This window comes from Acinetobacter sp. CAU_H_56, assembly GCF_058599425.1.
In genome coordinates this window covers 2196150-2208048 of the sequence record NZ_CM178654.1, presented here as the reverse complement: position 1 = coordinate 2208048, position 11899 = coordinate 2196150, and the positions used below count along the sequence as shown (strand labels likewise).

General features: G+C 43.8%; 8 protein-coding genes. 6 read left to right on the top strand and 2 right to left on the bottom strand.

Annotated features, from left to right (window positions below):
* Positions 1-11 precede the first annotated feature (11 nt).
* From AC4MCC_RS10540 to sucD, 6 genes are all read left to right on the top strand, one after another.
* Positions 12-722, top strand: coding sequence for a succinate dehydrogenase iron-sulfur subunit (locus tag AC4MCC_RS10540; RefSeq protein ID WP_004782977.1), 711 nt, complete (start codon positions 12-14; stop codon positions 720-722).
* 822 nt (positions 723-1544) lie between these two features.
* Positions 1545-4367, top strand: coding sequence for a 2-oxoglutarate dehydrogenase E1 component (locus AC4MCC_RS10535; protein ID WP_491885243.1), 2823 nt, complete (start codon positions 1545-1547; stop codon positions 4365-4367).
* Between the two features lie 18 nt (positions 4368-4385).
* Positions 4386-5606, top strand: a complete 1221-nt coding sequence (gene odhB, locus AC4MCC_RS10530; protein WP_005234619.1) for a 2-oxoglutarate dehydrogenase complex dihydrolipoyllysine-residue succinyltransferase — start codon at positions 4386-4388, stop codon at positions 5604-5606.
* A gap of 60 nt (positions 5607-5666) precedes the next feature.
* Complete coding sequence (gene lpdA / locus AC4MCC_RS10525; RefSeq protein WP_491885242.1) at positions 5667-7100, top strand: dihydrolipoyl dehydrogenase; 1434 nt, start codon at positions 5667-5669, stop codon at positions 7098-7100.
* A gap of 184 nt (positions 7101-7284) precedes the next feature.
* Positions 7285-8451, top strand: a complete 1167-nt coding sequence (sucC, locus tag AC4MCC_RS10520; protein WP_004782971.1) for an ADP-forming succinate--CoA ligase subunit beta — start codon at positions 7285-7287, stop codon at positions 8449-8451.
* 11 nt (positions 8452-8462) lie between these two features.
* Positions 8463-9353: a succinate--CoA ligase subunit alpha gene (gene sucD / locus AC4MCC_RS10515; protein ID WP_005234623.1), complete on the top strand. Its 891-nt coding sequence runs from the start codon at positions 8463-8465 to the stop codon at positions 9351-9353.
* A gap of 101 nt (positions 9354-9454) precedes the next feature.
* Here the strand turns inward: sucD and AC4MCC_RS10510 are convergent, their stop codons facing one another.
* Together AC4MCC_RS10510 and AC4MCC_RS10505 are read right to left on the bottom strand one after the other, a co-directional pair.
* On the bottom strand, positions 9455-11173 hold the full coding sequence (locus AC4MCC_RS10510; protein WP_491885241.1) for a flotillin family protein: 1719 nt from the start codon (positions 11171-11173) through the stop codon (positions 9455-9457).
* Between the two features lie 51 nt (positions 11174-11224).
* Positions 11225-11860: a YqiJ family protein gene (locus AC4MCC_RS10505; protein ID WP_419363275.1), complete on the bottom strand. Its 636-nt coding sequence runs from the start codon at positions 11858-11860 to the stop codon at positions 11225-11227.
* Positions 11861-11899: the final 39 nt, after the last annotated feature.

Here is an 11899-nt window from a genome sequence, read left to right as displayed (position 1 = left end):
GGAGATTAAAGATGAGTAGAGGTACTCGTACATTTCATATCTACCGCTACGATCCTGATAAGGATAAAGCACCGTATATGCAAACTTTTAAGCTTGAACTGACTGATAAGCACCGTATGTTGCTTGATGCGCTTCTTGCATTAAAAGTACAGGACGAATCTTTGACATTCCGTCGTTCATGCCGTGAAGGGATCTGTGGTTCTGATGGCGTGAACATCAATGGTAAAAACGGTTTGGCATGTCTTTGGAACCTGAACGATTTACCAAATGAAATCACGATTCGTCCACTACCTGGTCTTCCAGTAATCAAAGACCTTGTAGTTGACATGAACCAGTTCTACGATCAGTACAACAAGATTCATCCGTTCTTGATCAACAACCAGCCTGCACCTCCTAAAGAGCGTCTGCAGTCTCCTGAAGAACGTGAACACTTGAACGGTCTGTATGAATGTATTCTTTGTGCATGTTGTTCAACTTCATGTCCATCATTCTGGTGGAACCCAGACAAGTTCTTGGGTCCTTCAGCATTGTTGAATGCATACCGTTTCATCATTGATTCGCGTGATACAGGTACTCAAGAGCGTCTGGCTCGTCTTGACGATCCGTTCTCTCTGTTCCGTTGTAAAGGTATTATGAACTGTGTATCTGTATGTCCTAAAGGCTTGAACCCTACTAAAGCAATCGGTCACATCCGTAACATGCTTCTAGATATGGCTGGCTAATTTAGACTGCAATAGACAGTTTTTCAAAAAGCACACCACTTGGTGTGCTTTTTGCTTTATAGGGCTCCATAAACGAACAGTGGTAGTGAAAACTGCTGTTATTGGGGCTGTATCTCATGTGATCAAATCGGGTGATGAATCATTGCAGAGCATTCTGGTCGGATTTATGCACTATTATGATGTTGTTTGAGGTATTTATGATTTTTAGATGTAATTCTGGACTGAAAAAGATTTTCAATAATGTTATTATATAACGCAAAGTTGCAAAGGGAGTGGATTGGAAGATTTACTCTCTTTTTGTTTATCAAAAAGATGTAGGACTTTAGTCTACGCTGAATGTGTTTTTCATTTAAAGCTCCCTATGTTAGAGTAATTTCTGACGGAAGTATTTGACTAAAAAACATGCGTTCCTCGTCAAAAAAATCAATTGATTAGTCGAGATCGTGATAGCATTTAGCACAAGACTATATTTAAAAAATGTGTGGGCCGATGTACATTTTTTAAACACGGAAAAAGTAGAAACTGGTATATAAATGTAAGTCAAAGTCGCTTTAGAAAAAATATAGTTTAAATCTTTGTTTTTTCTAAGTCGATTTGCAAAAAATTGCTCGGTCACGATCGGGTATTCAATGAGTGATGATGCCGCTGAGGGGCGTTATTGTTCATTAAACATATCAAGAATTTTCTTGGTGTGGTGATAACGCCTCATGGCTTATGCCTTATGGGGGACTAATGTTGAATTATCAATTTGACATTACTAATCCTGGGTTTTGCTTAAAAAGCATCCTGAAAATGTTTTTGCAATAGGAAATGGGTCCACAAATGCAAGAAGTTGCTGACGCTCTGCGTCTTGACACTGAACTTTCCGCTGATAGTGCAGCGTATATTGAAGAACTTTATGAGCAGTACCTCACTGCTCCAGACTCAGTGGGTGCTGACTGGAGAGCGTACTTCGATAAATTCCCAAAAGGTGATCAACCACACAGCAATGTACGTGAGCAATTCCTACTTTTAGGTCGCAATTCAAGCCGTATTCAGCCTGTTATCCAATCGACAGTAAGTTCAGAGCATGAACGTCGTCAAATTGGCGTTTTACAGCTGATTGCTGCGTACCGTAACCGTGGCCACCAAAAAGCAAAATTGGATCCATTAGGTCTGGCTAAGCGTGAAGTTGTGCCAGATCTTGATCTTTCTGCGCACGGTTTAACTCAGTCTGATCTAGACACTATATTCAATACCGGTAACCTTGCGATTGGTAAGGAAGCAGCGACTTTGGGCGAAATGGTCCAAGCGATGGAAGCGACTTACTGTAGCTCTATCGGTGCTGAATACATGCACATCGTGGATACCAAAGAAAAACGCTGGATCCAGCAACGTCTTGAAAGCGCACGTGGTCAATATGGCCTGAGTGCTGATCAGAAAAAACATGTTCTTGAACGTTTAACTGCGGCTGAAGGTCTGGAAAAATACCTCGGTAATAAATTCGTAGGTGCAAAACGTTTTGGTGTTGAAGGTGGTGAGTCTTTCATTCCTATGGTGAATGAATTGATCCAGCGTGCCGGTTCTGTAGGCTGTAAAGAAGTGGTGATCGGTATGCCACACCGTGGTCGTCTGAACCTTCTGGTTAACATCATGGGTAAAAACCCGGCTGACCTGTTTGGTGAGTTCGAAGGCAAATCACTACACAAGAAAGGTTCTGGTGACGTTAAGTATCACCAAGGTTTCTCTTCTAACGTAATGACTCCAGGTGGTGAAGTTCACTTGGCATTGGCGTTTAACCCATCTCACCTTGAAATCGTTGGACCTGTAGTTGAAGGTTCTGTACGTGCACGTCAAGTACGTCGTAAAGACATTGGCGGTGATGACGTGTTACCAGTGATTGTTCACGGTGATGCTGCATTTGCAGGTCAGGGCGTAAACCAAGAAACTTTCCAGATGTCACAGACTCGTGGTTACACAGTAGGTGGTACAGTTCATATCGTAGTGAACAACCAGGTTGGTTTCACCACATCTGATCCACGTGATGCACGTTCTACAGAATACTGTACTGACATCGCGAAAATGATTCAGGCACCGATCTTCCATGTAAATGGTGACGATCCTGAAGCTGTGTTGTTTGTTGCTCAGCTTGCACATGACTTCCGTCATACTTTCCGTAAAGACGTTGTGATTGATATGTTCTGTTACCGTCGTCGTGGTCATAATGAAGCGGACGAACCAGCGGCAACTCAGCCAATGATGTACCAAGTGATCAACAAAAAAGCGACCACTCGTACGCTTTATGCTGACAAACTGGTTCAAGAAGGTGTGCTTGATCGCGCTACTGCAGATCAAATGGTTGAACAATACCGTTCTGATCTTGAAGCAGGTAAACATGTTGCCAATGCATTGGTTCTAGAGCCGAACAAAAAAATGTTCGTAGACTGGACACCGTACCTGGGTCATGAATACACAGATGAGTGGGATACTACTTGTGATCTAGAACGTCTTAAAGAGCTTGGCCGCAAAATGCGTGAGCTTCCAGAAGGCTTCGTGATGCAGCGTCAGGTATCTAAAGTGATTGACGACCGTCTGAAAATGCAAACTGGTGAAATGCCGCTGAACTGGGGTGCTGCTGAAACTCTAGCCTATGCATCACTGCTAGATGATGGTTATCTGGTTCGTTTAACTGGTGAAGACGTGGGTCGTGGTACATTCTCACACCGTCATGCAAAACTGCATAACCAGGTAGATGGTTCAACTTATATCCCGCTTTGCCATATCAAAGAGAACCAACCGCGTGTTGCGATCTATGACTCTTTATTGTCTGAAATGGCAGTACTGGCATTTGAATACGGTTATGCAACGACTCTTCCTAAGAGCCTGATCATCTGGGAAGCTCAGTTCGGTGACTTTGCAAACTGTGCACAGGTGGTGATCGACCAGTTCATCTCATCTGGTGAAACCAAATGGGAACGTGTATGTGGTCTGACTATGCTTCTACCACACGGTTTCGAAGGTCAAGGTCCTGAGCACTCATCTGCACGTCTGGAACGTTTCTTGCAACTATGTGCTGAAGACAACATGCAAGTGATGACTCCAACTACACCTGCACAGATCTTCCACGCGTTACGTCGTCAGGCAATCCGCCCGATCCGTAAACCAATGATCATTATGTCACCTAAATCATTGCTTCGTCACAAGTTAGCGGTGTCTAACCTGGAAGAACTGGCAGACGGTACATTCCAGACTGTGATCGACGAAGTAGATAACATCAACAAAGCAGACGTAACCCGTCTGGTACTGTGTGGTGGTAAGGTTTACTACGATCTGGTTGAAAAACGTCGTGAAAAAGAATTGAACAACACTGCAATTGTACGTATTGAACAATTGTATCCGTACCCAGAAGCACGTCTTGCAGAAGTTCTTGCTCAGTATCCAAACGTGAAAGAACTAGTTTGGGCACAAGAAGAGCCGAAAAACCAAGGTGCTTGGTTGTTCATCGCGCCTCGTTTATATGACGATGTGATGAAAGCGGGCAAACAAATCCGTATTAGTTACGCAGGCCGTGAAGCTTCAGCTGCACCGGCGTGTGGTTCACCATACTTGCATGCAAAACAACAAGCTCAGCTCGTTAACGACGCTCTAGCGATCGATGCTGAATAATCCAGGAGATTCTAAATAATGGCAACCGAAATTAAAGCACCGGTATTTCCAGAGTCAGTTGCGGACGGTACGATCGCAACTTGGCACAAACAACCAGGTGAAGCAGTATCACGTGATGAAGTGATCTGTGATATTGAAACTGATAAAGTTGTTTTAGAAGTTGTTGCTCCTGCAGACGGTACAATTGCATCAATCGTTAAAAATGAAGGCGATACAGTGCTTTCTGCTGAAGTGATTGCACAGTTTGAAGAGGGTGCTGTATCTGGCGCAACTCAAACTCAAGCAGTTCAATCTGAAACTGAAGCATCAGTAGAGCAAGCTGCTGCAAAAACTGAAGCGGGTAATGCACCGATCGTTGAGCGTCAACAGGTTCAAGACCAGGCTCCAGCAGTACGTAAAGCATTGACTGAATCTGGTATCAATGCTGCTGACGTATCTGGTACAGGTCGTGGCGGTCGCATCACTAAAGAAGATGTTGCGAACCATCAGTCTAAACCTGCAGCACCTGCTGCTGCACCGTTAAGCGTTGCGGTTGGTGAACGTATTGAAAAACGCGTTCCAATGACTCGTCTGCGTAAACGTGTTGCTGAACGTCTGCTTGCTGCAACTCAAGAAACAGCAATGTTGACTACGTTCAACGAAGTAAACATGAAACCAATCATGGAAATGCGTAACCAGTATAAAGAAGCGTTTGAAAAACGTCATGGTGCGCGTCTAGGCTTCATGTCATTCTTCGTTAAAGCTGCGACTGAAGCACTGAAACGCTATCCAGCAGTGAATGCATCGATCGATGGTGACGACATTGTTTACCATGGTTACTATGACATCGGTGTAGCAGTTTCTTCTGACCGTGGTCTAGTGGTTCCTGTTCTTCGTGATACAGACCGCATGAACTATGCTGAAGTTGAAAACGGTATCCGTGCATACGCTGGTAAAGCGCGTGAAGGTAAACTTGCGATTGAAGACATGACTGGTGGTACTTTCACAATTACCAACGGTGGTACTTTCGGTTCATTACTTTCAACTCCAATCCTGAACACTCCACAAACTGCGATTCTGGGTATGCATAAAATTCAGGAACGTCCTATGGCAGTGAATGGTCAAGTTGAAATCTTGCCAATGATGTACCTAGCGCTTTCTTATGACCATCGTCTAATCGATGGTAAAGAAGCTGTAGGTTTCCTTGTAACAATCAAAGAATTGTTAGAAGAACCAGCTCGTCTGATCCTTGATCTTTAATTCTAAAGAATAAATCCATGGGCTTAGGGTGATCCTCTAGGCCCATTTTTGGAGAGAATAATGTCTCAACAATTCGATTTAGTTGTAATCGGTGGTGGCCCAGGTGGCTACGAAGCTGCAATTCGTGCTGCACAGCTTGGTTTTAAAGTTGCGTGTATCGAAAAACGTATTCATAAAGGTAAACCTTCTTTAGGCGGTACTTGCCTAAACGTCGGTTGTATTCCTTCCAAAGCACTTCTAGATTCTTCTCACCGTTATGAAGATACTGTTAAGCATTTAGATGACCACGGTATTACAACGGGTGAAGTTGCTTTCGATTTGTCTAAAATGCTGGCGCGTAAAGACAAAGTCGTTGAGCAATTGACTGGTGGTGTTGCACAGTTACTTAAAGGTAATGGCATCGAATGGTTACAGGGTACTGGTAAATTACTTGCTGATAAAAAAGTTGAGTTCGTACCGCATGAAGGCGAAACTCAGGTTTTAGAGCCTAAATATGTCATCCTTGCATCTGGTTCTGTACCAGTAAATATTCCAGTTGCTCCTGTAGACCAAGACCTGATCGTAGACTCAACTGGTGCGCTTGAATTCCCAGAAGTGCCTAAACGTCTTGGTGTAATCGGTGCCGGTGTAATCGGTCTTGAGCTTGGCTCAGTATGGCGTCGTCTAGGTGCGGAAGTTGTTGTATTTGAAGCAATGGACGCATTCTTGCCAATGGCTGACAAAGCATTGGCGAAAGACTATCAAAAATTACTGACCAAACAAGGTCTTGATATCCGTATCGGTGCGAAAGTTTCTGGTACTGAAGTTAATGGTCGTGAAGTGACTGTTAAATACAGCCAGGGCGGTGAAGACAAAGAACAGACTTTCGATAAACTTATCGTTTGTGTAGGCCGTCGTGCTTATGCTGAAGGCCTATTAGCTGAAGACTCAGGCATCAAACTGACTGAGCGCGGTCTGGTTGAAGTAAACGACTGGTGTGCAACTTCTGTTGAAGGCGTATACGCAATCGGTGACTTGGTACGTGGTCCAATGCTTGCACATAAAGCAATGGAAGAAGGCGTAATGGCTGTTGAACGTATCCACGGTCATGCTGCTCAAGTGAACTACGACACTATCATTTCTGTCATCTACACTCACCCGGAAGCGGCTTGGGTAGGTTTAACAGAAGAGCAAGCTAAAGAAAAAGGTCATGAAGTGAAAACTGGTCAATTCGGTTTTGCTGTAAATGGTCGTGCTTTGGCAGCTGGTGAAGGTGCTGGTTTTGTGAAGTTTGTTGCTGATGCAAAAACTGATCGTCTGCTGGGTATGCACGTGATTGGACCTGCTGCGTCTGACATCGTTCACCAAGGTATGATCGCACTTGAGTTTGTATCTTCAGTTGAAGATCTACAGTTGATGACTTTCGGTCACCCAACGTTCTCTGAAGTCGTACATGAAGCTGCTCTTGCAGTTGATGGTCGTGCGATTCACGCGATCCAACGTAAGCGTAAGTAATTCTTCGAAGAGCGGCTCCGGCCGCTCTTTTTACATTTGGTGGTTGTTTTTGAATGAATAATCATCTAAAAATAAAGATAAGTAAAATTTAAGATCCAAAAATACCAATATTGATTGATGTGAACCAAGAAATATTGGGAATACGTGTAATAACAAAGTCAAATAAGTAGTAAAAGGTTAATCAATGAATTTACATGAGTATCAAGCAAAAGCGTTATTAAAAAAATATGGGATGCCTGTACAAGAAGGTATTCTTGCTACCAATGCTGAGGAAACAGTACATGCTTTTGAGCAGCTTGGTGGGAAGTTTGCGGTATTAAAAGCGCAGGTTCACGCAGGTGGTCGTGGCAAAGCGGGTGGGGTAAAAGTGGTAAAGTCGGCTGAAGAAGCAGCTGAATATGCCAATCAGATTATTGGTTCACGTTTAGTGACCTATCAAACCGATGCAAACGGTCAGCCAGTCAATAGCATTCTGGTGTCTGAAGATGTGTATCCGGTTGAGCGTGAATTGTATTTGGGTGCGGTGGTTGACCGTTCTAGCCGTCGTATTACCTTTATGGCATCCACAGAAGGCGGTGTCGAAATTGAAAAAGTTGCAGAAGAAAATCCTGAAAAAATCATTAAAGTAGAAGTTGATCCTTTGGTGGGTTTATTGCCATTCCAAGCACGTGAAGTGGCATTTGCACTTAAGTTAAAAGATAGCCAGATCAATCAATTTGTTAAAGTCATGACAGCTGCTTATCAAGCTTTTGTTGAAAATGATTTTGCTTTATTTGAAATTAACCCACTCTCTGTACGTGAAAATGGTGACATTCTCTGTGTCGATGCCAAAGTCGGTATTGATTCGAATGCACTGTACCGCCTGCCTGAAGTTGCTGCTTTACGTGATAAATCACAAGAAAATGAGCGTGAACTGAAAGCATCTGAATTTGACCTGAACTACGTTGCTTTAGAGGGCAATATTGGTTGTATGGTCAATGGTGCCGGTCTTGCGATGGCAACTATGGACATTATCAAACTGTATGGTGGCCAGCCAGCCAACTTCCTGGATGTGGGCGGTGGTGCAACCAAAGAGCGTGTAATTGAAGCGTTTAAAATTATCTTGGCAGATTCTTCTGTACAAGGTGTCTTGATTAATATTTTTGGTGGAATTGTACGTTGTGACATGATTGCTGAGGCAATTATTGCAGCGGTTCAGGAAGTGAATGTCACTGTGCCTGTAGTTGTTCGCCTTGAAGGGAACAATGCCGAGCTTGGTGCCAAGTTACTGGATGAATCTGGTTTGAAATTGATTTCTGCAAATGGCCTGGCCGATGCTGCAGAAAAAATTGTTGCTGCAGTAAAAGCTTAAGGAGTATCACAATGAGCGTATTAATTAATAAAGACACCAAAGTTTTAGTCCAAGGCTTTACAGGCAAGAACGGTACATTTCACTCTGAACAGGCTATTGCCTATGGCACTAAAGTGGTTGGTGGAGTAACACCGGGCAAAGGCGGTCAATCACATCTGGATTTGCCAGTATTTAATACCATGCGTGAAGCGGTGCAAGAAACTCAAGCTGATGCTTCTGTGATTTATGTGCCTGCACCTTTTGTCCTCGATTCTATTGTAGAAGCTGTTGACTCAGGTATTGAACTGATCGTGGTGATTACTGAAGGCGTACCAACACTGGATATGCTGAAAGCCAAACGTTATCTGGAGACCAATGGTAATGGCACGCGTCTGATTGGTCCAAACTGTCCGGGCATCATTACGCCAGGTGAATGTAAGATCGGCATCATGCCGGGTCATATTCACCAGCCAGGTAAGATCGGTATTATCTCACGTTCAGGTACTTTGACTTATGAAGCGGTTGCACAAACCACAAAACTTGGTTTAGGTCAGTCTACCTGTATCGGGATCGGTGGTGATCCGATTCCAGGCATGAACCAGATTGATTGCTTGAAACTGTTCCAGGAAGATCCGCAAACTGAAGCCATTATCATGATTGGTGAAATTGGCGGTACTGCGGAAGAAGAAGCAGCTGAGTATATTCAGTCACATGTGACCAAGCCAGTGGTAGGGTATATCGCTGGTGTAACAGCGCCGAAAGGTAAGCGTATGGGTCACGCAGGTGCCATTATTTCTGGCGGTAAAGGAACTGCTGAAGAGAAATTTGCAGCTTTTGAACGCGCGGGAATGGCGTATACACGTAGTCCTGCAGAGTTGGGTTCAACCATGCTCCAGGTATTGAAAGAAAAAGGTTTGGCTTAATTTGTTGAGCTGATAAAAAGCCCTCATTATTGAGGGCTTTTTTATAATTGCTACAAAAGAAAATTAAAATCTAACTAGATGATAACTCGAAAATTGAGTATTTAGTTATCTACACCAGCTTTAGCTTTTAGGCTTTGGGTCATGCCATTGATGTCACCGCCCTGAATGCCTAATTCATTCATCAGACTATCAATTAAAGGTGCCTGGCTACGATAACGCAAAGCACTATTCACCACCTGATCGGAGAGGGCAACATTGCTGCCTTCATGATGGGCATCTGCCTGACAAGAACCCGCATGTGTGCCATGTAAACCATTGACTTGCAAAATCTTGATGTCATCAATGTTTTCCATAGGCTTAACACTTTCACGAATGATTTCAGGCAAGTATTTCAGCATGGCTAGGCGGATTTGCATTTCCACCTGTTCAGATGACAGTACATTATTTGCTTCATTCACAGCGCGAGTACCTTCAGCATCGACCTGATACTGTTTCTCCATCGCTTGAGCAAGTAAGACTTTTGCATCCGCTTCACCTTTGGCTTTCAAGCGAACTTTTTCAGCTTCGGCCTCAGCGGCAATACGAACTGCTTCCGCATCATCAGCTGCTGCCTGTTTGCCAGCCTCTGCTGCGACGGTAATAGCAATCGCATCTTTCTCAGCCTGTTCTTTAGCTGCAACCAGTTCAACCGCTTTTTGACGTTCAGCCTGCTGGATCTGACGGACAGTGACGACTTCTTCTTCCGCTTTAACCGCTTGAGCACGTGCCTGATCAGCTAAAGCTTTGGCTTCAGATTCAGCACGGGATTTTTCTGCAATCGCAATCGCACGATCCTGTTCAGCCAGTTCAATGGTTTTCTTCTGTTCAACTTGAGCTTTTTGAATGAGCTGGGCTTTCTGGATGTTTTCATTTTCAACATCACGAGCCGCCAAAATACGTTTCAGTTCTACTTCACGTTCAGCAGCAATACGGGCTTCTTCCGCCTCACGCTTTTTTGCAGCTTCCTGAGCGGCAATTTCGGCTAACTGTTCAGCACGGCGAATTGAAATTTCACGTTCCTGTTGCAGTTTGGCATATTCTTCTTCACGGATAATTTGCAGACGTGCTTGTTCAGCTTCCAGATTTTTGGCTTTAATGGCCAGATCTGTATCCTGTTCAATATGGTTACGCTTACGGCGACGATCTTCAATGGTTTCAGTGAGTTTGGTCAAACCTTCAGCATCGAACGCATTTTGCGGATTGAAGTATTTAAAGCCGGTTTGATCCAGACCTGTTAAAGAAACAGTTTCAAGCTCCAGACCATTTTTATGTAGATCTTCAGATACCACTTGCTGTACTTTTTGTACGAAGTCGACGCGTTTCTCATGCAATTCTTCCATCGCCATTTCAGCGGCAACGGCGCGTAAAGAGTCGACAAATTTACCTTCCACAAGATTTTTCAGTTCATTTGGTGACATGGTCTTTTGACCAAGCGTTTGTGCAGCAGTGGCAATCGAATCTGCAGTAGGCTTTACGCGCACATAGAATTCAGCCATTACATCGACACGCATGCGATCACGGGTAATCAGCGCCTGATCATCGGCACGACGAACTTCCAGACGCAGAGTATTCATATTCACTGGAATGATTTCATGTAGCACCGGTAGCACCAAAGCTCCGCCGCCTAGAATCACTTTTTCACCACCCCAACCGGTACGCACAAAAGAAATTTCTTTACTGGAACGACGGTATAAACGTGCAATGATTAATCCGAAGGTGACAAGGCCAACGAATATAATCCCCGCAATAACCAAAACATTATATAAATCAAAATTTAGCATTATTATAAAGTCTCTTTGGGCAAGCTTAGTTTTTATAGGAAATTGGTTTAATTAAAGTTCAATAGCCTGAAAGCCATTTTTAGTTTTTTGAGTCAGAACTACTGTCTGACCCTGATTAAATATTTCATTGCGTTCAGGTTCGACCAGCACATAATGGGTCTTACCATGCTGATCCTGAACTTTGGCCTGAGCAGGGGAGTTAGCTTTGGCATCTCCCAGAATAATCGTGGCGGTTCGTCCGATCAGCTCATCGCTATAGATCGCGATGGTTTCATCTTGGGGCAGAATTTTAGCAGCGAGCACGGACAGCCCACGTACAATCGGCATGCATAAAAATAAACAGGCAGGGGAAATAATCCATGCATTTAAAAGCTGACTGGTAAATCGTTCGAACAGGCCTTGGATCAATAAACCGCTCAGACCATAACTGGTCAGGAAAATAATGAGCCAGATAAAGAGAGGCAGGCGACCCAGATAAAGCCAGTCGAATACTTTATTGAACAGGCCAGTATGCTGATCAACACCTACTTCCGGGTGAAGCGGTTCTTCAGGCAGAAATTGTTCGAACATATTTTGGGAGCCACCTCCCAGCATCAGCAAGACACATTCCAAGGCAGCAAACATCAGCATCAGACTTAAACTGATACTAAATACAATGTTGGAAGGATGAGTGAACAGTTCCCACATGAGTTTCTGTCTCTAATTATGGTTTTATAGAAATTTTAT

What these genes read in the sequence shown, in the direction of transcription:
- AC4MCC_RS10505 (WP_419363275.1), bottom strand. Translation starts at nt 11,860, where the DNA reads ATGTGGGAACTGTTCACTCATCCTTCCAACATTGTATTTAGTATCAGT.
- AC4MCC_RS10510 (WP_491885241.1), bottom strand. Translation starts at nt 11,173, where the DNA reads ATGCTAAATTTTGATTTATATAATGTTTTGGTTATTGCGGGGATTATA.
- sucC (WP_004782971.1), top strand. Translation starts at nt 7,285, where the DNA reads ATGAATTTACATGAGTATCAAGCAAAAGCGTTATTAAAAAAATATGGG.
- AC4MCC_RS10535 (WP_491885243.1), top strand. Translation starts at nt 1,545, where the DNA reads ATGCAAGAAGTTGCTGACGCTCTGCGTCTTGACACTGAACTTTCCGCT.
- sucD (WP_005234623.1), top strand. Translation starts at nt 8,463, where the DNA reads ATGAGCGTATTAATTAATAAAGACACCAAAGTTTTAGTCCAAGGCTTT.
- lpdA (WP_491885242.1), top strand. Translation starts at nt 5,667, where the DNA reads ATGTCTCAACAATTCGATTTAGTTGTAATCGGTGGTGGCCCAGGTGGC.
- AC4MCC_RS10540 (WP_004782977.1), top strand. Translation starts at nt 12, where the DNA reads ATGAGTAGAGGTACTCGTACATTTCATATCTACCGCTACGATCCTGAT.
- odhB (WP_005234619.1), top strand. Translation starts at nt 4,386, where the DNA reads ATGGCAACCGAAATTAAAGCACCGGTATTTCCAGAGTCAGTTGCGGAC.